A 22,689-nucleotide genomic window follows, 5' to 3' on the forward strand; every position below is an offset into this window, starting at 1 on the left:
CGGCGCGGGAGTCAGCCAAACATCGTAAGGCAAATGCCTTATGGCTGCTCCGGCAGCAGCGCCAGCAGCTCGTTCACGCTATGGCTGACCTGCTCCCAGGCGAAGGAGAGCCCGAAGGTGCGCTCCGCCTCCTGCCGCGTCAGCCCGCCCTCCCTGTGCAGCCGGTCCATGGCCGCGGCGATCGCGCAGATGCGGTCGTGAAAACGATCGGCTGGCGGTGGCGGCTGCATCCGCGCCAATGCGTCGCCCGTCTTGCGCAGGAAGTCCTCGGCCTCCCGCGCGGCGTCACGGACCGGTTCCGCCAGGAGGCGGCGCGCCTGCTCCGGCAGGGGCTCGCCGCTGAGGCGGTCCACCAGCGCCAGCGTGTACCAGAGCCGCTCGACCTGCCGGAGAAGCTCGGAAGGCCGGCGCTGCTCCGAGCCCAGCCGCAGCCGCAGCCGGCTCTGCCGCGACATCTTGCCCGCGAGGGTCAGCTCGTCCGAGATGCTGGCGTGCACCGCCCGCAGGTCGGGCGCGTCGCGGGCCAGCATCTTCGCCATGCAGGCGGAGAGCAGCGCCCCGCAGCCCGCCACCGCGCGCGCCAGATGCTGCTCGGCGGCCAGATGCGCCCGCCGGGGCAGCACCAGCACGCTGGCCAGGGCGCCGGCGGCCGAGCCCAGGGCGATGGCCGCGACCTTGAGGAGTGCATCCTCCACCACCTGCGTACCCGGCGCCAGGATCAGGATAGCCACCGTCACCAGCCCATAGCTGAACTGCGGCCGGGCGCCCGCGACCAGCGCCATGGCGCCGACGCCCGCCACCAGGGCGAGCACCGTCCGCCACTCCCCGATGCCGATCACAAAGATGCAGGCCAGCGCCATCACCGCGCCCAGCAGGGCACCGGCCATGCGGTCCGCCGCCGCGCTCACGGTTCCGCCGATGCTGCTCTGGATGACGAACAGCGCCGAAAAGATCGCCCAGGAGACATCGGGCAGGGCCAGCACGGTGGCGAGACCATAGGAGACCAGAACCGCCGCCACGGTCTGGACGGCGAAGCGAATGGCCTGCCAAAGGCCGGAGCCGGCAGGCATGCGGAGGGATTTCAGTCCGGGCAGCACCATGGCAGGCTCAACCGCCCCGGCCATCCGACGTTGCGGGGCTGCGCGGGAGCCCTGCGGGCCGCGCAGGACTCGCAGAGGGAAGATGGAGGTCTGGGGAAGGAATCCCCCAGACCTCGCCAGCCCTCAGGCTGCGTGCAGCAGCAGCCGGTCGAGTGCCTCGGCGACCTCCTCGGTGCCTGCGAAGGCCGCACGCTCCAGCACCTTGGAAATGCTGGGCGAGGCCTCGCCGCCGGTGACGCGCTGCACGGGCTGATCGAGCCAGTCGAACAGGCGGCGCTGGATCTCGTCGGCCAGCCAGGCGCCATAGGCGGTGCCCTGCGCACCCTGCTCGACGATCAGGACGTTGTTGGTCTTGCGCAGGCTGGCCGAAATGGTTTCCCAGTCCAGGCTGGCGCGGTCGAGCCAGCGCAGGTCGATGACGTCCACATCGGCGCCGCGCTGCTCCGCCGCCTCCAGCACATGATGCACCATCGAGAGATAGGTGATGACGGTGGCGCGCCGCCCCTCGCGCCGCAGCGCCGCGCGGCCCGGCGGGATGATGTAGTCGAGATCCTCGGCGGGGGCGGGCATGCTGCGCTGGTAGAGGTCCACATGCTCGATCACCAGCACCGGATCGTTGCAGGCCAGTGCGGCGTTCATCAGGCCGACATAGTCCACGGGGTTGGAGGGCGCGACGATGCGCCAGCCCGGCGCGGTGGCGAAGATGCCCGCCGGGTCCATCGAATGCTGCGAGCCGTAGCCGGTGCCCATCGCCACCTTGGTGCGCAGCACGAAGGGCATGTCGATATCGCCGCCGAACATGTGGCGGGCCTTGCCGATCTGGTTGAAGACCTGATCGGCGGCGACCCACATGAAGTCCGGATACATGAACTCGACGACGGGGCGGAAGCGCCCGTCCATGGCGATGCCGCCGCCAAGGCCGCAGAAGGCCGCCTCGCTGATCGGCGTGCCCAGCACGCGGCCGGGGAAGCGGTCGGCGAGGCCGCGCGTGGCGCCGTTGGTGCCGCCCTTCAGGCGATGGATATCCTCGCCCATCAGCACGATGCGTGGGTCCCGCTCCATGCGCCGGCCCATCACATCGGCGACCACATCGACAAACTTCTGCTCCGTGACGCCGCCGCGCGGCGTGTCGCGCTCCAGCGCGCGCAGCCCGCCCAGCTCGGAAAGGTCGCCGCGAATGCCGACATCACGGAAATCCGGCGAGGGCCAGAGCGACGGCCGAACGGCGCGGCGGTTGCCCTGCATCTCCGTCAGCTCGCCGGCGATGGCGGCCATGGTGCCCACCGCGCGCTGGCGCAGCGCGGCCACCTCCTCGGCACGGATCAGGCCGCGCCGCTGCATCGCGGCGGCGACGTGGTCGAGCGGATCGCGCGCGCGCCACTCGGCCTCCTCCTGCTTGCTGCGGTAGCCGAAGGCGCTGCCGGGCAGCGGGCCGTTCTGGTGGAAGTAGCGGTACAGCTCGGCCTCGATGATGGCCGGCCCCTCCCCCGCCCGCGCGCGCGCCAGCGCCTGCTGCATGGCCAGCGAGACCGCCACCGGGTCCATGCCGTCCACCCGCCAGGCGGGGATGCCGAAGCCGAGGCCGCGCGCGGAAAGGCGTGGCTCCGCCGTCACTTCCTCGACGGCGGTGGCCACGGCATAGCGGTTGTTCTCGATGAAGAAGACCAGCGGCAGCTTCCAGGCCGCCGCCAGGTTCATCGTCTCCAGCACGGAGCCGATATTCGTGGCGCCGTCGCCGAAGAAGGTGACCGCGACATCGCCCGTGCCGGCATGTTTGTGCGCCCAGGCGGCGCCGGCCGCCAGCGGCACGCCACCGCCGACGATGGCATTGGTGCCGAGCACCCCCGCCTCGCGCCAGCGCAGGTGCATGGAGCCGCCGCGCCCCCGGCAGAAGCCCGGCGTCAGGCCCATGATCTCGGCCAGCGCGCCATGCAGCGTGCGGTGGATGCCGCCGTCGAAGGCGGCGTCGGGCGCCAGCGTCTGCGCTTCCGCCACATGCAGCAGCGCCTTGGCGAGGAAGTGGTGGTGGCCGCGATGCGAGCCGTTCACCTGATCATTGCCGCGCAGGGGCAGGATGGCGCCCATCGCGCCGCCTTCCTGGCCGATGGAGGAATGCGCCGGGCCATGCACCAGCCCCTCGCCCGCCAGTTGCAGCACCTCCTCCTCGAAGGCGCGGATCAGGTGCAGGCCGGTCAGCAGGCGGCCGAGCTCCCCGGCGGGCACGGCATCCCAGTCAGCCTCGGTGGCGCGCAGCTCGACCCAGGGCTGGGCGGGGGAAAGGTTCCGCAGCTCAGGCATGACAGCCCCCGCGCGCGGCGCAGGATGGCTGGCGGGGGGCGGCTGGATGCATGGCGGACCTCTCCCTGACCCACGCGAGACAAGGTGGGCCTTCTGCTCTTGGCCGGCATTCTGGCGAGGATCGTATCCAATCGCAAGCCAGCGCCCCGACGATCTCCCTTTAACACCGTGCACCTTGCGACGAGGTGCGCCATGATTGTATCCAATCAGGCTGGGCAGGAGGACAGTCCATGGATGGCGGCGAGGCGCTGAGCAGCGGGCGCGTGGCCGAGGCGCTGCGCCAGGCGATCCTCACGGGCAGCCTCGCCCCGGGCAGCCGCATCCGGCAGGAGGAGGTGGCGGCGCGCTTCGCCACCAGCCGCATCCCCGTGCGCGAGGCCCTGCGGCAGCTCGAATCCGAGGGGCTGGTGACGCTGGTGCCGCATAGCGGCGCCTGGGTGGCACGGCTCGACCGTGCCGAATGCGTCGAGATCTACCGCATCCGCGAGCGGCTGGAGCCGATGGCGCTGGGCGAGAGCGTCGGCGCCCTCACGCCGGAGGACATCGCCGAGCTGTCGGGCCTGGTCGTGGCCATCGAGAACGCGCCGGACGTGGACGACTTCCTGCGGCTCGATCGCGACTTCCATCTCCGCAGCTACCGCCGCGCCGACATGCCGCGACTGATGGCGATGATCGAGCGCTTCTGGAACACCATGCAGCAGTATCGCCGCGCCTATACCGTGCTGATCGGCACCGAGGGGCGCTGGGCCGTGCACCATGAGCACCGGCTGCTGATGGAGGCGATCCAGCGCCGCGACCGGCACGGCGCGGAGGAGCTGCTGCGCCTGCACATCCGCCGCACCCGCCGCGAGCTGGCGACGCGGACCGACATCTTCTGAACGACAAGAACGGAGGGAACGAATCAATGCTCACCACCGACTTCACCGGCCGTTGCCTGCTGCTGACCGGCGCCGGCGGCGGCATCGCGCGCGAGACGGCGAAGCTGTTCCATGCCGCCGGCGCCGCGCTGGTGCTGGCCGACCTGCAGGAGGCGCCGCTCAAAGCCCTGGCGGATGAGCTTGGCGGCGAGCGCATCGCCGCCCTGCGCTACGACGCCACCCGCCCCGCCGATGCCGCCGCCGCCGTGGCGCTGGCGAAGGAGCGCTTCGGCGGCGTGGACTTCCTGGTGCCCGCCGCCGGCATCTATCCCGGCACCCGCTTCGACGCGATGGAGGAGGCCGCCTGGCGGCAGGTGATGGCGGTGAACCTGGATGGCGTCTTCCATCTCTGCCGCGCCGTGCTGCCCGCGCTGCGGGAGAAGGCATCCATCGTGCTGCTCGCCTCGCTGGCGGCGCATCGCGGCAGCCACAGCCACGCGCACTATTCCGCCAGCAAGAGCGCGCTGCTCGGCCTGACGCGCAGCCTGGCGCTGGAGCTGGCGCCGCGCACGCGGGTGAACGCCGTCTCGCCCGGCATCATCGACACGCCGATGATCAACGAGCTGATGGCGGCGCGCGGCGAGGCCATCCTGGCGCAGACGCCGCTGGCCCGGCTCGGCCAGCCGGAGGAGATCGCCTCGGTCATCGCCTTTCTCTGCTCGGAGGCCGCCAGCTTCATCACCGGCGAGGTGATGCAGGTGAATGGCGGCCTCTACATGGCCGGTTGAAGGGGGCGCGAATGGCTGTTCTGAAGGACCGCATGGCGGTCGTCACCGGCGGCGGCGCGGGCATCGGCCGCGCCACCTGCCTGGCGCTGGGCCGCGCCGGCGCGCATGTCGCGGTGTGGGACGTGGATGCCGCGGCGGCGGAGGAAACCGCTGCCCTGCTGCGCGCGGACGGCGTGCAGGCAACAACCGTCATTGCCTCGGTGGCCGATCCCGAGGCGGTGCGCGGCGCCTTCGCGACGCTGGATGCGCGGCTCGGGCGGCTGGACATCCTCATCAACAATGCCGGCATCAGCGCCAATCGCCCCACGCTGGAGGTGACGGACGAGGAGTGGCGCCGCGGCATGAGCATCAACCTCGACGGCGTGTTCTGGTGCGCGCGCGAGGCAGGGCGGCGAATGCAGGCGCAAGGCAGCGGCTGCATCGTCAACATGGCCTCGATGTATGGCGTGGTCGCCGCGCCGAACCGGATCGCCTACACCGCATCCAAGGCTGCCGTGGTGATGATGACGAAGTCGCTGGCGGTGGAATGGGCGGGCTTCGGCATCCGCGTCAACGCCGTGGCGCCGGGCTATATCCGCACCGCGCTGCTGGAGGATCTGGCGGCCATCGGCAAGGTGGACCTGGCCGCGCTGACGCGGCGCACGCCACAGGGCCGGCTCGGCACGGCCGAGGAGATCGCGGATGCCGTGCTCTATCTCTGCGAGCCGCGCAGCGCCTTCATCACCGGGCATGTGCTGGGCGTGGATGGCGGCTGGACCGCCTATGGATACGTCTGAGCAAGGTCGGGGGAAGGAATTCCCCCGAACCCCCTTCTTTTTTCTGCCATTCCCAGCAGGTGCGGAAAACTCGAAGAAAGAAGATGGGGGTCTGGGGGAATTCCTTCCCCCAGCCTTTTACCCGCCCCTGGAGAGATAGACTGCCAGCCGGTTCGCCGCCTGCACCAGATGGTTTTCCGCCGCCTGGCGTGCGGCTGCCGCATCGCCCGCCGCGATGGCCTCGAAGATCGCCTCGTGCTCGCGCTGCACCACCTGCGTCAGCCCATGCCGGCGCGCCGTATTGGCGCGGGCGGCGCGGATGAAGGTGCGCACGCGACGATCGAGGAATTCGGAGAGGTCGCGGAAGAAGGGATTGCCGCTCGCCTCGATGATGGCGCGGTGGAAGGCCACATCCTCGTCCACCCCGGTCTCGCCGCGGTCGATCGCGGCTTGCATGGCGCGAAGGCGGTCCTCGATGCTGGCCAGTTCAGCGGTGCTGCGGCGGATGGCGGCGTGGCCGGTCGCCGCCGATTCCACGGCCATCAGCAGTTCGACGATGTTGCGGATCTCGGCCGCGTTGCCGAAGTCGGTGACGTCCAGCCGGAAACTGGCGACGTCCCGCCGCTCGGCGACGAAAGCGCCCGCCCCCTGGCGCGTGGTAACCAACCCGTCATGCTTGAGGCGGCCGATGGCCTCGCGCACGATGGGCCGGCTGACGCCGTAACTGGCTGCCATGGCCTGCTCGGTGGGCAGCCGGTCGCCGACGGCGAAGCGGCCGGAGAGGATCTCCCCGCGCAGGCGCTGCGCCAGGGTGGCGGCGAGCGAGGGCGCGCGGTCGAGCAGGCCGGGCGGGTCCGCCTCCCGCGCGGCACGCGGCCGGGCGGCCCCGCCCCGGGCATTGCTGCTCAGGTCAGCAGCCATCCGCCCGCCACATCGCAGACCTGGCCGGTGACGAAGGCGCCCGCCGTGGAGGTCAGGAACAGGCAGGCCGCCGCCACATCCTCCGGGGTGCCGAGGCGGCGCAGCGGCGTCGCCATCCGGGCCGCCTCATTGGCCTCCGGCGCCGAGCCACGCATCAGCGGCGTGTCGATGCGGCCGGGTGCGATGGCGTTGACGGAAATGCCATAGGGCCCCTGCTCGCCCGCCAGGTGCTTGGTCATGCCGATCAGCGCCGCCTTGGTGGCGGCATAGTGCACGGCCACGATGTCGCAATAGGTGCGCCCGGCGACCGAGGCCATGTTGACGATCTGCCCGCGCCCGAGCTTGTGCATGCCCGGCAGCACGGCGCGGGTGCAGAGGAAGGCGCCGGTCAGGTTGACGTCCAGCACGCGGCGCCATTCGTCGAGACCCACGGCGCCGGCCTCGGCGCGGCGGCCGTCGGCGCCGCTCTTGGGCGAGATGCCGGCATTGTTCACCAGCACGTCCACCGGGCCGAAGCTGGCCGCCACGGCGGCGAAGGTGGCGCCGACGGCCGCCTCGTCAGCGACATCGACCGTTTGGGCCATGGTTTTCAGGCCGCGCGCCCTGGCCTCGGCAGCAGCCGTCTCGGCCAGCGCGGCGTCGGTGTCGAGATAGGCCGTGGCGGCGCCCGCCGCGGCCAGCGCATCGGCGATCGCGCGGCCGATTCCGCGCCCGGCGCCGGTGACGACAGCGACCCGCCCGACATGGCTGCTCATCGGCGGCCCTCCCGGCTGTGGCGGAGGCAATGGTGGTGGCTTGCATGCATCGGGCGTTGTCCTCGTGGCGCTGCGTTGCATGACGGCGCCTTGCGGGATTCGTAGCGAAGATGGACTTGTCAGGCAACTTGGTTGCCTGCATTCTTGCCGCAATGACGGCGCTCCGCCCGGAGCGGACGTCGCATGTCCACGAAAGCAAGCAACGCCCCGCCAATGGGGCGCGAGGAGGAATGATGACGGGCATTACCCGGCGCGGCGCGCTGGCCAGTGGCATCGCCCTGGCGGCCACCCCCTTTGGCATCTCCCGCAGCTTCGCGCAGTCCGGCCCGATCAAGGTCGGCGCGCTCTATCCCTTCTCCGGCGGCCTCGCCCTGCTGGGCGACGAGAGCTTCCGCGGCCTCGAGATCGCCATCGAGGAGCGCAATGCCGCCGGCGGCGTGAAGGGCCGCCAGCTCCAGATCGTGCGCGGCGACGCGGTGGACCCCAACCAGGCGGTTGGCGAGGCGCGGCGGCTCACCTCGGTCGAGCGCGTCACCTGCGTCTTCGGCACCTACTCCTCCTCGCTCTGCCTCGCCGCCTCGCAGGTGACGGAACTGGCGCAGATCCCCTATTTCGAGATGGGCGCGATCTCCGACCCGATCACCGAACGCGGCTTCAAGTACATCTTCCGCACCAACCCGACGGCGGCGAGCTTCGCCCGCGCCATGGTGGACGCGGTGCGTGACGCCGTCGCGCCGGCCTTCAACACCGACCCCAAGAGCCTGAAGGTCGCCATCATCCACGAGGATTCGCTCTACGGGCAGACCGTCGCCGGCTACCAGAAGAAGCGCGTGCAGGAGATCGGGCTCAACCTGGTCGAAACCCTGCCCTATTCGGCGAAGTCGGTGGACCTGACGCCGGTCGTGCTGCGCCTGAAGTCGGCGGGCGCGGATGTCGTTCTGCAGACCTCCTACCAGAACGACACCGTGCTGTTCTTCCGCCAGATGCGCGAGCAGGCCTACAAGCCGAAGGCGGTGATCGGCGCCGGCGGCGGCTACTCGCTGCGCGACACCATGCAGGCGATCGGCGCCGAGAACATGGAAGGCGCACTGGACGTCGATTTCACGCAATACCAGACCAACCCGGAGGCGGCACCGGGCATGCCGGATTTCCTCAAGAAGTACCAAGCGAAGTACGGTATGGCGCCGCGCTCCGGCCACAGCCTGGCGAACTACATGGGCGGCCATGTCTTCCTCGATGCGATGGAGGCGGCGAAGGACCTCAGCGCCGGCGCCCTCCGCACCGCCGTGCTCGCGGTGGACAAGCCGATGGGCAGCACCGCGACCGGCTGGGGCGCCAAGTTCAACGAGGCCGGGCAGAATGAGCGGGCCGATCCCTTCCTGATGCAGTGGCAGGGCGGCGAGCTGGTCACCGTCTTCCCGAAGAAGGCGGCGGTGAAGGAGCTGAAGCCGGTGCTCGGCACCTGAGCCTGACGCGCGGGCGCCCGCTCCCCCTCGCCGGGGTGCGGACGCCCGCCGCGGCCGGCCGCGCCGCCGCTTCACCCCACCCCCGGCCCCCGACCGCCTGAAGGACCCCGCGCATGGACATCCTCGTCCAGCTCATCATCAACGGCATCCTGCTGGGCAGCATGTACGCCATCATCAGCGTCGGCCTGACGCTGATCTTCGGCATCGTCCGCGTCGTCAACTTCGCGCATGGCGAGCTGCTGATGGTGGGCATGTACGCCACCTACCTGCTCGGCGCGCATCTCGGCCTGCACCCCTATGTCGCGGCGGTCCCGGTGACGGTGCTGCTCTTCGCCATCGGCGCGCTGATCCAGCGCTTCGTCATCCAGCCGCTGCTGGGTGCCGAGGAGCATATCCAGATCTTCGCCACCGTCGGCCTGTCCATCGCGCTGATCAACCTGGCGCTGCTGGTCTTCGGTGCCGACCTCTACTCGCTGCAGGTGCCCTCGGTGCACCACTCGCTGCGTTTCGGCGGCTACTCGCTGCTGGTCGGGCAGGCGGTGATGCTGCTCTGCGCCATCGCGCTGGTGGGCGGGCTGCACCTCTTCATGCAGACCACGCCACTCGGCCGCGCCGTGCGCGCCACGGCGCAGAACCGCAACGCCGCGCTGCTGATGGGCGTGCCGGTGGAGCGCATCTACGTCTTCGCCTTCGGCCTCGGCGCGGCCTGTGTCGGCCTCGCCAGCGCGCTGATCATGCCGCTGATCCCGGTGACGCCCAGCATCGGCAGCTACTTCGTGCTCACCGCCTTCGTCGTCGTGGTGCTGGGCGGCATGCGCAGCCTCTACGGCGCCTTCCTCGGCGCCATGATCATCGGCGTGGTGGACAGCCTCTCCGGCTACTACATCGCCCCCGACCTGAAGGAGGTGGTCTATTTCGCCATCTTCATCGCCATCCTGATCTTCAAGCCGACCGGCCTGTTCGGCCTCGGCCGTGGCACGGAGTGAGGAGCATGGACGCCTCCGCCATCGCGACCGCCAGCCCCTCGCCGCGCAAGCCCGGTCTCGCCGCGCGCCTGCTGCATCCGCGCTTCTACTGCGCCGCGCTGGGCCTGGCGCTGCTGCTCGCCGTTCCGCTCGGCATCAACTCGCCCTTCCTGACCCATGTGGCGGTGACCATCTGCGTCTTCGCCGCGCTCTCCTCCGCCTGGAACATCATGGGCGGCTATGCCGGGCAGCTCTCGCTGGGCCATGCGGTGTTCTACGGCATCGGCGGCTATGGCACGGCCCTGCTGATCCAGCATTTCGGCCTGACGCCCTGGATCGGCATGTGGCCGGCGGCGGCGCTGGCGGCGCTGGTCGGCGCCGCCATCGGCTATCCCTGCTTCCGGCTGCGCGGCCCGTTCTTCTCGCTGGCCACCATCGCCTTCCTGGAAGTGACGCGGCTGCTCTTCATCCATTTCGACTGGATCACCGGCGGCTCGGCGGGGCTGATCGTGCCGCTCAATCCAGGCTGGGCCTGGATGATCTTCTATGACAAGACGAACTACCTCTACATCGCCTTCGGCCTGCTGATCTTTGCCCTGCTGGTCTCCTGGTGGATCCGCGGCAGCCGGCTCGGCTACGCGCTGACGGCCGTGCGCGAGCGCGAGGACGCGGCGCTGGCGGCCGGCATCGACAACACCGGCGTCAAGCTGCGCGCGGTGATGGTCTCCGCCGGCCTGACCGCCATCGTCGGCGCCTTCCACGCGATGTACCTGACCTTCCTCGAGCCGGCGACGATGTTCTCGCTGCCGACCTCGATCGAGATCGCCATGTACGCACTGATCGGCGGCCTCGGCACGGTGGCCGGTCCGATCTTCGGCGCCCTGCTGGTGGTGCCGCTGGCCGAGGCGGCGCGCGTCTGGCTCGGCGCCAGCGCCAATGGCCTGCACGGCTTCGTCTACGGCACCGCGCTGGTGGTCATCACCCTGACCATGCCGGCCGGCCTGGTCGGCACCTTCGGCAAGCGCATCTCCGGCTGGATCGACCGCCTGCCGGGCGGCGGCGCGGTGGCGCCCGCGCTGGCGCCCCCGCCGGTGGCCAGGCCGGAAGGCACGCCGGGCGAGACCATGCTGGAGGGGCGCGACCTGGTGCGCCGCTTCGGCGGCCTGGTCGCCACCAACAACGTCTCCATCACGCTGAAGCGCGGCGAGATCCTCGGCGTCATCGGTCCCAACGGCGCGGGCAAGACGACGCTGTTCAACCAGCTCTCCGGCTTCCTGGCGCCCTCCTCGGGCACGGTGACGGTGCGCGGGCCGGACGGCAAGCTGGTCGAACCCCGCGCGCCGGACGAGTTCGCCCGCCTCGGCGTCGGCCGCACCTTCCAGATCGTGCAGCCCTTCGGCAAGCTGACGGTGCTGGAGAACATCATGATCGGCGCCTTCATGCGCCATTCCGACGTCGCCGAGGCGCGCGCCGTGGCGCTGCGCACCGCGCGGCTGGTCGGGCTCGACGACGTGGCCGATGTCGAGGCGCGCAACCTGCCGATCGGCGGGCTGAAGCGGCTGGAGGTCGCCCGCACGCTGGCCACCGAGCCCTCCATCCTGCTGCTCGACGAGGTGATGGCCGGGCAGAGCCAGTCCGACACGCAGAAGATGGTGCAGCTGATCCGCACCATCCGCGACAGCGGCGTCAGCATCATCGCCATCGAGCACAACATGCACGCCATCATGAGCATCTCGGACCGCATCGTGGTGGTCGATTCCGGCCGCGTCATCGCCGAGGGCGAGCCGCGCAGCGTGGTGCAGAACCGCGCCGTCATCGAGGCCTATCTCGGGGAGGATTTCGTCGATGCTCAGGGTGTCTGACCTCGCCGCGGGCTATGGCCGCACCACCATCCTCCAGGGCCTCTCGCTGCATGTGGAGGCGGGCGAGATCGTCACCATCATCGGCGCCAACGGCGCCGGCAAGACGACGCTGCTGCGCGCCATCTCCGGCCTGATCCGCCCGACCGCCGGCAAGGTCGAGCTGAACGGCGAGCGGGTGGACGGGCTCAGCCCGGCCGAGATCGTCGGGCGCGGGCTGATCATGGTGCCGGAGGCGCGCCAGCTCTTCCCGGTCATGAGCGTGCGCGACAACGTGCTGATGGGCTGCTACCACCCCGCCGCCCGCGAGGGCGCGGCGCAGCGGCTGGAGGAGGTGCTCGACCTCTTCCCCCGCGTGCGCGAGCGGCTCTCGCAGGTGGCGGGCTCCCTCTCCGGCGGCGAGCAGCAGATGGTGGCGATCGCCCGCGGGCTGATGGCCAACCCGAAGCTGCTGATGCTGGACGAACCCTCGCTCGGCCTCGCGCCGATCATCGTGCAGCAGATGTTCGGCATCGTCGAGCGCATCGCGGCGATGGGCACGACGGTGCTGCTGGTCGAGCAGAAGGCCTTCCACGCGCTGAAGATCGCCGCGCGGGCCTATGTCATCGAGAACGGGCAGATCTCGATCGAGAACACCGGGCCCGGCCTGCTGGCCGATCCGCATGTGAAGACAGCCTATCTGGGCCTGTGAGGGAGCGCGCGCGAGCATGACGGAGATCACCGGGCGGACGCGGATCTGGGGCATCCTCGCCGACCCCATCCACCACGTGAAGACGCCGCAGGCGCTGAATGCCATGATGCGCGAGCGCGGCGTGGACGGCGTGATGGTGCCGATGCATGTTTCCTCGGCCGATCTCGCCGCGCTGGTCGCCGGTCTCAGGCACATGCGCAACCTGCACGGGCTGATCGTCACCGTGCCGCACAAGACCGCCATGCTCGGCCTCTGCGACGAGACCAGCGCGGCCGCGAAGCAGAGCGGCGCGGTGAACGCGGTGCGGATCGCCGAGGGCCGGCTCTCCGGCACCATGCTGGACGGGGCCGGCTTCGTCGGCGGCCTGCGCGCGGGCGGCATCGAGCCGAAGGGCATGCGCGCCTATCTGGCGGGGGCCGGCGGCGCGGCGAACGCCATCGCCTTCGCCCTGGCCGAGGCGAGCGTGGCGCGGCTGACGCTGGCCAACCGCACCCGCGCCAAGGCCGAGGCGCTGCGCGACCGCGTGGCGCAAGCCTATCCCGGCCTGCAGATCGAGGTCGGCGGCGCCGATCCGGCGGGGCACGACCTGCTGGTGAACGGCACCTCGCTCGGCCTCGCCGAGGGCGACGCCCTGCCCTTCTCCGTGGAGGGCATCGGCCCCGGCCAGACCGTCGCCGAGGTCATCATGCAGCCCGCGGTGACGCCGCTGCTGGCGGAGGCCGCGAAGCGCGGCTGCCGCACCCATCCCGGCATGCCGATGCTGACCAGCCAGCTCACCCTGATGGCCGAATACCTCGGCATGACCGCCTGACCGCAAGGGTGATCGGACCCCCGCCCATGGAAAGCTTCGACTACGTCATTGTCGGTGGCGGCACCGCCGGCTGCGTGCTGGCCAACCGCCTCTCCGAGGATCCGCGCAACAGCGTGCTGCTGATGGAAGCGGGCGGCCGGGACAAGGGCTTCTGGATTCCGATCCCCGCCGGCTTCAGCAAGCTGCTGGTGAACGAGCGCTTCAACTGGCGCTTCGAGACCGAGCCCGAGCCCGGCACGCTCGACCGCCGCATCGTCGTGCCGCGCGGCAAGGGTCTTGGCGGCTCCACGCTGATCAACGGCATGATCTTCGTGCGCGGCCAGGCGATGGACTTCGACGGCTGGGCGCAGCTTGGCAACCGCGGCTGGAGCTTCGCCGACGTCCTGCCCTATTTCCGCAAGCTGGAGCGCTTCGAGGACGGCGGCAACGAATGGCGCGGCGGCGAGGGGCCGATGAACATCGTCCGCGTCGCTGAGCGCAACCCGCTGGCGGAGGCCTTCATCGAAGCGGGCGGGCAGGCGGGCTTCCCGCGCAACCCCGACTACAACGGCGCCGAGCAGGAAGGCTTCGGCTACTACCAGGTCAACCAGAAGAACGGCCGGCGCTGGAGCGCCGCCGAGGCCTATCTGCGCCCCGCCCTCTCCCGCCCCAACCTGACGGTCTGGACCGATGTGCATGTCACGCGGCTGCTGCTGGAGGGCAGGCGCGTCACCGGCGCGGTCTACCGGCAGGGCGGTACCGAGAAGCAGGTCACGGTGCGCAGCGAGGTGATTCTGGCGGCGGGGGCGGTGCAGTCGCCGCATCTGCTGGAGCTTTCCGGCATCGGCAATCCGGAGGTGCTGGCGGCGGCCGGGGTGCCGGTCCAGCACGCGCTGCCCGGCGTCGGGCGCAACTACCGGGACCACTACGCCACGCGGATGAACTGGCGTGTGACGCAGCCGATCACGCTGAACGAGTTGACGCGCGGCTGGCGCCTGGCCAAGGCCGTGGCGCAGTACTTCCTGACCCGCAAGGGCATCCTGACGCTGGGCACCGGCCTGGCGCATGGCTTCGTCCGCACCCGGCCGGAACTGGCCACACCGGACGTGCAGTACTTCTTCATGCATGCCAGCTACGCCAACGCCGCCGACCGCCGGCTCGACAGGCTGCCCGGCATGACCATCGGCGTGACGCAGCTGCGGCCGGACTCGCGCGGCACCATCCATCTCCGCTCGCCCGATCCGCGCCAGCCGCCGGCCATCCGCCCCAACTTCCTGGCCACGGCGACGGACCAGGAGACCATGGTGCGCGGCATGCAGGTCGCCCGCCGGATCATGGGGCAGCAGGCCATGGCCCCCTACGTCGCGCAGGAGCTGAACCCGGGGCCGGACGTGCAGACGGATGCCCAATGGCTCGACTTCGCCCGGCGCAATGGCCAGACCATCTATCATCCCGTCGGCACCTGCAGCATGGGCCAGGGGCCGGAGGCGGTGGTGGACGACCAGCTGCGCGTGCACGGCCTGCAGGGGCTGCGGGTGGTGGACGCCTCGGTCATGCCGACGGAGGTGTCGGGCAACACCCAGGCGGCCGTGCTGATGGTCGCCGAGAAGGGCGCCGACCTGATCCGCGCAGGATAAGCCCGGGAAGGCCCAAGCCACCACGGCAGCCTCCCCGGACCGCGCGATCCGTCAGGAACCCCGCGGCAGTCCTGGCGGTTACGCCAGGACACAATCGGGAGAAGCCAGGATGACGGCCTCGAAACACGCCAAGGGCGGCATGGGCGACAAGGACCGCGAGCAGGGTCTGATGCAGGATACGCCCCGCCCGCCGGGCGACCTGGAGCGCGACCCGGGGATCAACGCCTCCAAGGGCACCTTCGGGCGCGGCACGGATCCCGCCGTCCTGCGCGGCGAGAACACGGACGAAGGCGATACGCCGAACGACGCCACGCCACAGGGCGGCGTCGATCCCGGCCAGCTCGGCCGGCACAACAAGTAGCCGGCGCCTGCCGCGGCGCGGCCGCTCAGCGCGCGCCGCGGAAGGCCGCCTCGAACTCCCGCCGGAGCGCTTCCTCCTGCCCGAGATAGCGCGCGGAGAAATGCATCGGCCGCGCATGGGCCACCCCCGCCGCACGCGCGATGCCACCGGCCTGCGCGGCGGTGAGATGGTTCTTGCGGGCCGCCATGGCGCGGTCCTCCTCCAGGAAGGCGGCTTCGATGAACAGCATGTCCGAACCCCGGGCAAGCTCCGTCAGCGCCTCGACATTGGCGGGCGAGCAGGCGAGGTCGGTGGCGTAGGTGATGCGCTGGCCAGGCCCCGTGTGCAGGATGCCCTTCTCCCGCAGGAAGCCGAGCGGAACGCTGCCCTGCGGGCCGAGGAGGATCTCCGTGCCCGCCGGGTCGCCACGGCGCAGCGCCTGCTTGGCCGCGGTGAGCCAGGGGCCGACCGGCAGGCCCGCCACCTCCAGGGCGGGACGGTGAACGTTCACGCGCAGCGTCTCCTGGAAGGCGAAGGCGAGGCAGGGAATGCCGTGGTCCAGCCGGGCAGTCTCAACCATGAAATCGGCCTCCTCCAGCAGGACCCGGCCACCCGCCGCACGCGGCGCCAGTTCCTGCCGCCGGAAGGCGTCCTGCGCGGGAAAGAGGCTGCGGCGGCCGGCACCGGCCGGCGACCACTCCTCGGCCAGCAGCCGGAAATCGGCCGAGTGCGGCCCCAGAAGGTTCCAGGTATAGGCCGCCAGTTTCGCGGCCACCGCCTCGCACAGTCCGGGCGGCCCGAGCAGATGCACGGTGCGGGACTGGTAGAGGTTGAGCCGCAGCAGGCGGTCGAACCCCGCGAAGTGGTCCATGTGCATGTGCGAGACGAAGGCATGCGTCGTCCGGATGATCTCGCGCGCCGAAAGGGCGGCGAGGTCGCCGAGGTCGAACAGCAGCGCCCGGCGCGCGAAGGCGAAATCGAGCAGGAGGGCCGGGTCGGAAAAGGGCTCGTTGACAAGCCGTGGCTGCACCAGCCAGGCCATGATGCCTCCGTTCGCAAGGGTCGCGCCGCTGCCCGCGTCTCCGCGCAGCTTTGCCGGGAACGTGCGTCTCTGCCGCTGGTTCCCTTCGCAGGCAAGGAGGAACCGATGATCGGCAGGACCGTCTGGGCCATTCCCGAGGGCTACATCCCCAGCCAGGGCACCGGCGAGGGGCGCGCGCTGGAAAGCCACGAGACCATTTCCATCCTGAATCCCAATGACCAGGATGCCACGCTCGAATTGACCATCTTCTTCGCCGACCGCGAGCCCGCCGGCCCCTATGCGCTGACCGTCCCGGCGCGACGGACCCGGCATTTCCGCTTCAACGACCTCTCCGACCCGGAGCCGGTCCCGCGCGACACCGATTATGCGAGCGTCCTGCGTTCCGACGTCCCGGTGGTTGCGCAGCACACGCGGCTGGACTCCCGGCAGCCGGCGCTCGCGCTGCTGAGCACCATCGCCTTCGCCGATTGAGCGCCGCGCGCCGCAACGGGGCGGCGGCCGGAGGCGTTTTCCCCGGAGGCCCCGCCGGAGCGGGGCACCGCACAGGAGGCGCGCATGAAGAGCAAGCTGATCCATGAGGCGCACGGCCAGCGGACCTTCGCCGTGGTGCTGAGCACCGGCGACGAGGTCCGCGCCTCCCTGGAGGCCTTCGCCACGCAGAACCGCCTTTCCGCCGCCCAGCTGACGGCGATCGGTGCCTTCCGGCGCGCGACGGTCCGCTTTTTCGACTGGGAGAGCAAGCGCTACGAACCGATCCCGATCGAGGAGCAGGTGGAGGTCGTCTCGCTGAACGGCGACATCGCGCTGGACCATGACGGCAAGCCGAAGCTGCACCTCCACACCGTGCTGGCGCGGCGCGACGGCAGCGCGATGGGTGGCGACCTCAAGGAGGCCCAGGTGCGGCCGACGCTGGAGGTGATCATCACCGAATCGCCCGCGCATCTGCGGCGCGTGGAGGATGCGGAGACCGGCCTGGCGCTGATCCGCCTCGATGAATAAGGCCGGGGGCTGCATTCCCCCAAACCCCTTCTTTCTGCCAGTGCAGGCCGCAGGCTCACCTGAAAACTCGCAGAAAGAAGATGGGGGTCTGGGGGGAATTCCTTCCCCCAGACTTTTTCGTCACACGGCGTGGACCATCGCCTCACGGTCCCAGAAGCGCAGGGCACGGCAGGCTTCCACGAAGCTCCCGGCGTCGTCCGCGGCCTTCAGCGCGATGCAGCCGGCATCCATCATCGGCACGCCAGCCTTGTCGAACAGCGGCTTCGCCGCCTCGCAGTAGCCGATGAACTTGGCATGGGCGAAGGCATCGGCGACGAAGTCATGCGCCGTGGCCTCCTTGCCCAGCAGCGTCGCGCCCTCAGCCGAAGGCAGCAGCACGACCGCGTCATAGAGCACGGAGGGGCCGCCGTTGATCTTCTGCTTCGCCGGCATTTCCTTGCCGTCACTCAGCGTCACGCCACCGACGCGGGGGGCCACCAGCTCGACCATGGCGCCCTCGGCCTTGGCTGCCTTCTCCACCGCCGCCAGCAGCGCGGCATCCGTGCCATCGGTGACGAGCACGCCGATCTTGCGGCCGGCGAAGTCCTTCGGCCCGTTGCGGATGATGCTGAGCGCCGGCGATACCGGCAGGTCCGTCATCACGGGGCGCGCGGGTTCCGCCGCCTCCGGCATGGCTTTCAGGCCAAGGCCGTCCGCCACCGCCTTGGCCAGGACCTCATGCACGTTGCGCAGATGCGAGACCATCCGCGCGCGGATGGCCGGCGTCTCCACCTTGCTCAGCTCGAAGGTGAAGGCGCGCTGGATATGCATCTGCTCGGCCGGGGTCTGGCTGAGATAGAACTGCCGCGCCTGGCTGTAGTGGTCGGCGAAGAGCTCGGGGCGGATGCGGCGCTTCGGCCCGCTCTCCATGGCGGGATAGCTGCGGAAGCCGCGCTGCGGCGCCTCGCGCGGGCCGCCCGCGGCGCCGCCCCAGGAATTCGGCTCATAGTTGGCGCGCCCTTTCGGGTTGCGCATGGCCATGTGGCCATCCTGCTGGAAGTTGCAGACCGCGGTCTTGGGGGCGTTGATCGGGATATGGGTGAAGTTCGGGCCGCCCAGCCGCTTGAGCTGCGTGTCGAGATAGGAGAAGTTGCGCCCCTGCAGCAGCGGGTCGTTGGTGAAGTCGATGCCCGGCACGATGTTCTGCGTGCAGAAGGCGACCTGCTCCGTCTCGGCGAAGAAGTTGTCCACCGTGCGGTCCAGCACCAGCCGGCCGACGCGGCGCACCGACAGCACCTCCTCCGGGATGATCTTGGTGGCATCGAGCACGTCGAACTCGAAGCGGTCGGCGAAGGCCTCGTCGAAGAGCTGCAGGCCCAGCTCCCATTCCGGGTAGTCGCCCTTCTGGATGGCGTCCCACAGGTCGCGGCGGTGGAAGTCGGGATCGGCGCCGTTGATCTTCAGGGCCTCGTTCCACACCACCGACTGCATGCCCTGCTTCGGCTTCCAGTGGAACTTCACGAAGGTGGCCTTCCCCTCCGCATTGACGAAGCGGAAGGTGTGGATGCCGAACCCCTCCATGAAGCGGAAGGAGCGCGGGATCGTCCGGTCGGACATGATCCACAGCGCCATGTTCATGGCTTCGGGCGAGAGCGAGATGAAGTCCCAGAAGTTGTCATGCGCCGTCTGCGCCTGGGGGAAGCCGCGGTCGGGCTCCTGCTTGGCGGCGTGGATCAGGTCGGGGAACTTGATGGCGTCCTGGATGAAGAAGACCGGGATGTTGTTGCCGACGAGATCCCAGTTGCCCTCCTTCGTGTAGAGCTTCACGGCGAAGCCGCGCACGTCGCGCGCCAGGTCCGGCGAGCCCTTGTTGCCCGCCACAGTCGAGAAGCGCACGAAGGCCGGCGTCCGCTCCCCCTTGCGCTGGAAGAGGTCGGCGCTGGTGATGTCGGCGAGCGACTCATAGGCCTCGAAGAAGCCGTGCGCGCCGAAGCCGCGTGCATGCACCACCCGCTCGGGGATGCGCTCGTGGTCGAAGTGGAACAGCTTCTCGCGGAAGTGGAAGTCCTCCAGCAAGGAGGCGCCGCGCGGGCCGACCCGCAGGGTGTTCTGGTCGTCGGCGACCGGCACGCCCTGCTGGGTGGTCAGCACCGGCACCTCGCCGCCGGCGGTCTGGTGCGTCTCGCCGCCCTGGCCCCGCAGGATGCTCGCCTCGCCGATTCGGGCTGGCTGCAGGTCAGCGGTTTGCGTCTTTTCAGCCATCGAAGTTCTCCGTCCATGCTCATGGACCGCCTCCACCGGGGGGCGGTGGGGCAGCATCAGCAAGACAACGTGATCCGGGCGTTTCCGTTGTTGCGGAAAATGCCCTGTTGACGGTGTCGGGGGGGGGGGCGCCTGCGCGCGGAGGCGCGGCCTGCTCAGGCGCGCCGCAGCAGATCCATCCGGTAATGCTCAGCCCGCGTCTGTGCCGCCACATGCAGCGCCGGCGTGGTGGCGCCGATGAAACCCTCCACCGCCGCATCGCCGGAGAGCGGATAGTCGGTGGTGCCAGTCCAGTGCACCAGCAGGACCTCGCCGCCCGCGCGCAGGGAGCGCAGCGCCAGCGCAGCCACGCGAGTGAGGTCGGCCTCATCCCAGTAGTAGACGACCTCCGAAAGCAGGATCAGGTCGTGCCGGCCGCGCGGCCATTGCCGCGGCACCTCGCGCTGCTGCAGTTCGACCTGCGGAAGGCCCGCGCAGTGGCGGCGCGCGGCGGCAATGGCGCGGGCGGAGCCGTCCAGCGCCACCAGCCGGTCACAACGCGGCGCCAGCATCCGCGTCAGCACGCCGATCGAGCAGCCGATCTCCAGCGCGCTGCCGTAGCGCGGGCGCGGCAGGGCGGCCAGAGTGGCGGCGTATTTCTCCGCCTCATAGGGGCTGCTGCGGAACTTCCAGGGATCGGGGTCGGCGGCGTAGAGCGCCTCGAAATAGGCGGCCGGGAGGGACTGCACGGCACGGTTCATGCGGCGGGCTCCAGGAACAGCGCGAAGGGCCGGTCGAAGCGGGTCAGCCGGTGCGCGGCGGGCGAGGCTGGCACGCGCCACCACCACCTCCGCCGCTGCCGCGGCCACGGACGGCAGGGATGAGGCGGGACCACCACTCAGGACCGGAGGGGCCGGCTTTCCCCAGCCAGCCAACGCGGCGCCGCGCCTGCGGTTGTACGCAGTGCCGAACCCGCGCCCCTCGGGGCGGTTAGCGTCCGAGGTTCGCCCGTGCCGCCGCGCCAGGCCAGCGGCGCCGGGCATTCCAGCAAGGGAGACGCCCCATGCCCGACACCGAACGCAAGCGCGACCGGATGGTCGAATGGCAGGTCGCCCATCGCGGCATTCGCGATGCCGAAATCCTGATGGCCCTACGCACGGTTCCCCGCGAGGCCTTCCTGCCCGCGGCCCTGCGGGAATTCGCCTACGAGGGGGCCGAGCTGCCGCTGGAGGACGGCGAGACGCTGCCGCATCCGTATGTCGCCGCCCGCATGCTGCAGGAGGCGGGGATCCGCCCGGGTGACCGGGTGCTGCAGGCCGGCATCGGCTCCGGCTATCTGGCGGCCGTGGCCAGCCAGATCGCCGGAGAGGTGCTGGCCGTCGAGCCGGAGGAGGCGGCAGCGCAGCGCGCGATGGCGCGGCTGGCGGCGGCGGGCTGCACACGGGTCCGGCTGCGGGACGGCGACGCGCTGCACGGCCTCCCCAGCGCCGGGCCCTTCGATGCGATCCTGATTCCCCGGGCTGGCGCAGCGATTCCCCAGCCGCTGCTGGAGCAGCTCGACCTCAGCGGCCGCCTGGTGATGCCGGTGGAAGGCCCCATGCGCGAGCTGCGCCTGGTGCGGGTGATGCGTGCCGGCGCCAACCGCTTCGAGGAGGAGGATCTGGGCGAGGCCGGCTTCGTGCCGCCTCCCGGCCTGCCGTCCGGAGCCGGGGAACCGCCGCCGGGTCCGGTCGGCGCGCGCCCCGCCGCAGACTCCCTCCCCGAGCTGATCCGCGCGGCGGCGGAACCGCTGCCGGCGCTCGACGAGCCGGCCTTCGGCGCCCTGTTCGACCGCTTCGCCGGCGCCCGCGTGGTGCTGCTGGGCGAGGCCAGCCATGGCACCGCGGAGTTCTACCGTGCCCGCGCCGCCATCACCCGCCGCCTGATCGAGTCGCATGGCTTCAATATTGTCGCGGTCGAGGCGGCCTGGCCGGACGCGGCGAGCCTGGACCGCCATGTCCGCCATCGCCCGGCATCCCCCGGCGCCGAGCCGCCCTTCCGCCGCTTTCCGACCTGGATGTGGCGCAACACCGAGATGGCCGCCTTCGTCGAATGGCTGCGCGGCTGGAATGCCGGGCGCCCGCCGGAGCGGCAGGCCAGCTTTCATGGCCTCGACCTCTACAATCTCTCCGCCTCGATCGAGGCCGTGCTGGGCTATCTCGACCGCGTGGACCCCGAGGCCGCCGCGGTGGCGCGCCAGCGCTATGGCTGCCTGTCGCCCTGGGCCGTCGAACCGCAGCGCTATGGCCGGCTGGCGCTCTCCTCCGGCTATGCCACCTGCGAGGAGGCCGTCGCCCGCACCCTGCGGGAGCTGCTCGAGCACAAGCTGGATTATGCCCGCGGGGACGGCGAGAGCTTCCTTGATGCCGCCGCCAATGCCCGCCTGGTGAAGAACGCCGAGGCCTACTACCGCGCGATGTATTACAGCGGCGCCGAGAGCTGGAACCTGCGCGACACCCATATGTTCGAAACCCTCTGCGCCCTGCTGGAAGCCAAGGGGCCGCAGGCAAAGGCGGTGGTCTGGGCCCACAACTCGCATATCGGCGACGCCTCCAAGACCGAGATGGGCCGGGAGCGGGACGAGCTGAACATCGGCCAGCTCTGCCGTCAGCACTTCGGCGAGGCGGCGGCGCTGATCGGCTTCGGCACCCATACCGGCACCGTCGCCTGCGCCGATGACTGGGACGAGCCGATGGTCGTGAAGCGGGTCAATCCCTCCCGCCCGGACAGCTATGAACGGCTGGCACATGACAGCGGGGCCGGCCGTTTCCTGCTCGACCTGCGCGAGGGGCAGCACCAGCGGCTCCGCGAGCGGCTGCTGCCGGAGCGGCTGGAACGCTTCATCGGCGTGATCTACCGGCCCGACACGGAGCGCTGGAGCCATTACTCCGCCTGCTCGCTGCCGCAGCAGTTCGACGCCTATGTCTGGTTCGACGAGACCACGGCAGTGACGCCGCTGCCGACGGTGCGGAAAGCGGGTGCTGAGGAAACCTATCCTTTCGGGCTTTAGCACTACCTGGGCACTTTAGGCGGAGGTGTCAGGAACCTGCGTCGGCAGTGCGGACATCGTACTGGCGTGGCGAGATGCGCGAACAGCCGGTCGAGGATGGCACGACGAACGGCGGGCAGGCTCGGCGAGGGCGGCGGCCCCGACATCGGGGTGCGCA

The 22,689-nt window shown here is 70.5% G+C and carries 20 protein-coding genes; 13 read left to right on the forward strand and 7 right to left on the reverse strand.

Features of this window, described 5'->3' with window-relative positions; genetic code table 11:
- Positions 1 to 38 precede the first annotated feature (38 nt).
- Positions 39 to 1,070 carry an FUSC family protein gene (locus tag QMO56_RS02345; RefSeq protein ID WP_283523414.1) on the reverse strand — a complete coding sequence of 344 codons (1,032 nt, stop codon included), beginning with the start codon at positions 1,068 to 1,070 and terminating at the stop codon, positions 39 to 41.
- Positions 1,071 to 1,223: 153 nt separating this feature from the next.
- A complete protein-coding gene (locus tag QMO56_RS02350) occupies positions 1,224 to 3,398 on the reverse strand; it encodes a thiamine pyrophosphate-dependent enzyme (RefSeq protein WP_283523415.1) in 2,175 nt (724 codons plus the stop codon).
- Between the two features lie 230 nt (positions 3,399 to 3,628).
- Here QMO56_RS02350 and QMO56_RS02355 point away from each other — a divergent pair, with 230 nt between their 5' ends.
- Genes QMO56_RS02355 through QMO56_RS02365 form a run of 3 tightly spaced genes read left to right on the forward strand, consistent with a single transcriptional unit; the run spans position 3,629 to position 5,819 of the window.
- A complete protein-coding gene (locus QMO56_RS02355; protein WP_283523416.1) occupies positions 3,629 to 4,276 on the forward strand; it encodes a GntR family transcriptional regulator in 648 nt (215 codons plus the stop codon).
- A gap of 26 nt (positions 4,277 to 4,302) precedes the next feature.
- Positions 4,303 to 5,043, forward strand: a complete 741-nt coding sequence (locus tag QMO56_RS02360; RefSeq protein ID WP_283523417.1) for an SDR family NAD(P)-dependent oxidoreductase — start codon at positions 4,303 to 4,305, stop codon at positions 5,041 to 5,043.
- Between the two features lie 11 nt (positions 5,044 to 5,054).
- Entirely contained in the window at positions 5,055 to 5,819 is a 765-nt protein-coding gene (locus QMO56_RS02365; protein WP_283523418.1) for an SDR family NAD(P)-dependent oxidoreductase, read from the forward strand.
- Positions 5,820 to 5,936: 117 nt separating this feature from the next.
- On the opposite strand, the gene QMO56_RS02370 is transcribed toward QMO56_RS02365, so the two are convergent.
- Positions 5,937 to 6,719, reverse strand: a complete 783-nt coding sequence (locus QMO56_RS02370; RefSeq protein ID WP_283523419.1) for a FadR/GntR family transcriptional regulator — start codon at positions 6,717 to 6,719, stop codon at positions 5,937 to 5,939.
- Positions 6,704 to 7,474: an SDR family NAD(P)-dependent oxidoreductase gene (locus QMO56_RS02375; RefSeq protein WP_283523420.1), complete on the reverse strand. Its 771-nt coding sequence runs from the start codon at positions 7,472 to 7,474 to the stop codon at positions 6,704 to 6,706. The genes QMO56_RS02370 and QMO56_RS02375 overlap by 16 nt, the downstream gene beginning before the upstream one ends.
- Before the next feature lie 233 nt (positions 7,475 to 7,707).
- On the opposite strand from QMO56_RS02375, the gene QMO56_RS02380 reads away from it, so the two are divergent.
- From QMO56_RS02380 to QMO56_RS02410, 7 genes are all read left to right on the forward strand, one after another.
- Positions 7,708 to 8,940: an ABC transporter substrate-binding protein gene (locus tag QMO56_RS02380; protein WP_283523421.1), complete on the forward strand. Its 1,233-nt coding sequence runs from the start codon at positions 7,708 to 7,710 to the stop codon at positions 8,938 to 8,940.
- 113 nt (positions 8,941 to 9,053) lie between these two features.
- On the forward strand, positions 9,054 to 9,926 hold the full coding sequence (locus QMO56_RS02385; protein WP_283523422.1) for a branched-chain amino acid ABC transporter permease: 873 nt from the start codon (positions 9,054 to 9,056) through the stop codon (positions 9,924 to 9,926).
- Between the two features lie 5 nt (positions 9,927 to 9,931).
- Positions 9,932 to 11,767, forward strand: a complete 1,836-nt coding sequence (locus QMO56_RS02390) for an ABC transporter permease subunit (protein WP_283523423.1) — start codon at positions 9,932 to 9,934, stop codon at positions 11,765 to 11,767.
- Entirely contained in the window at positions 11,751 to 12,455 is a 705-nt protein-coding gene (locus QMO56_RS02395) for an ABC transporter ATP-binding protein (protein ID WP_283523424.1), read from the forward strand. Before QMO56_RS02390 ends, QMO56_RS02395 begins: the two co-directional genes overlap by 17 nt.
- A gap of 16 nt (positions 12,456 to 12,471) precedes the next feature.
- Positions 12,472 to 13,266: a shikimate dehydrogenase gene (locus tag QMO56_RS02400; RefSeq protein WP_283523425.1), complete on the forward strand. Its 795-nt coding sequence runs from the start codon at positions 12,472 to 12,474 to the stop codon at positions 13,264 to 13,266.
- A gap of 26 nt (positions 13,267 to 13,292) precedes the next feature.
- Positions 13,293 to 14,882, forward strand: coding sequence for a GMC family oxidoreductase (locus tag QMO56_RS02405; RefSeq protein WP_283523426.1), 1,590 nt, complete (start codon positions 13,293 to 13,295; stop codon positions 14,880 to 14,882).
- Between the two features lie 109 nt (positions 14,883 to 14,991).
- The gene (locus tag QMO56_RS02410) at positions 14,992 to 15,243 is read left to right on the forward strand and encodes a hypothetical protein (protein WP_283523427.1); all 252 of its coding nucleotides are present in this window, start codon (positions 14,992 to 14,994) and stop codon (positions 15,241 to 15,243) included.
- A gap of 25 nt (positions 15,244 to 15,268) precedes the next feature.
- Here the strand turns inward: QMO56_RS02410 and QMO56_RS02415 are convergent, their stop codons facing one another.
- On the reverse strand, positions 15,269 to 16,264 hold the full coding sequence (locus tag QMO56_RS02415) for an MBL fold metallo-hydrolase (RefSeq protein WP_283523428.1): 996 nt from the start codon (positions 16,262 to 16,264) through the stop codon (positions 15,269 to 15,271).
- Between the two features lie 105 nt (positions 16,265 to 16,369).
- Between QMO56_RS02415 and QMO56_RS02420 the strand changes: the two genes are divergently transcribed.
- Together QMO56_RS02420 and QMO56_RS02425 are read left to right on the forward strand one after the other, a co-directional pair.
- Positions 16,370 to 16,735: a sensory rhodopsin transducer gene (locus tag QMO56_RS02420; RefSeq protein ID WP_283523429.1), complete on the forward strand. Its 366-nt coding sequence runs from the start codon at positions 16,370 to 16,372 to the stop codon at positions 16,733 to 16,735.
- A gap of 84 nt (positions 16,736 to 16,819) precedes the next feature.
- Complete coding sequence (locus QMO56_RS02425; RefSeq protein WP_283523430.1) at positions 16,820 to 17,263, forward strand: PPC domain-containing DNA-binding protein; 444 nt, start codon at positions 16,820 to 16,822, stop codon at positions 17,261 to 17,263.
- 120 nt (positions 17,264 to 17,383) lie between these two features.
- Here the strand turns inward: QMO56_RS02425 and QMO56_RS02430 are convergent, their stop codons facing one another.
- Positions 17,384 to 19,504, reverse strand: coding sequence for a catalase (locus QMO56_RS02430; protein ID WP_283523431.1), 2,121 nt, complete (start codon positions 19,502 to 19,504; stop codon positions 17,384 to 17,386).
- A gap of 155 nt (positions 19,505 to 19,659) precedes the next feature.
- A complete protein-coding gene (locus tag QMO56_RS02435; protein WP_283523432.1) occupies positions 19,660 to 20,244 on the reverse strand; it encodes a class I SAM-dependent methyltransferase in 585 nt (194 codons plus the stop codon).
- A gap of 302 nt (positions 20,245 to 20,546) precedes the next feature.
- Here QMO56_RS02435 and QMO56_RS02440 point away from each other — a divergent pair, with 302 nt between their 5' ends.
- Positions 20,547 to 22,532, forward strand: coding sequence for an erythromycin esterase family protein (locus QMO56_RS02440; protein WP_283523433.1), 1,986 nt, complete (start codon positions 20,547 to 20,549; stop codon positions 22,530 to 22,532).
- The last annotated feature ends 157 nt before the right edge of the window (positions 22,533 to 22,689 follow it).

Origin of the sequence: Roseomonas sp. E05 (assembly GCF_030063475.1) — a bacterium.
Taxonomy (GTDB): domain Bacteria; phylum Pseudomonadota; class Alphaproteobacteria; order Acetobacterales; family Acetobacteraceae; genus Pseudoroseomonas.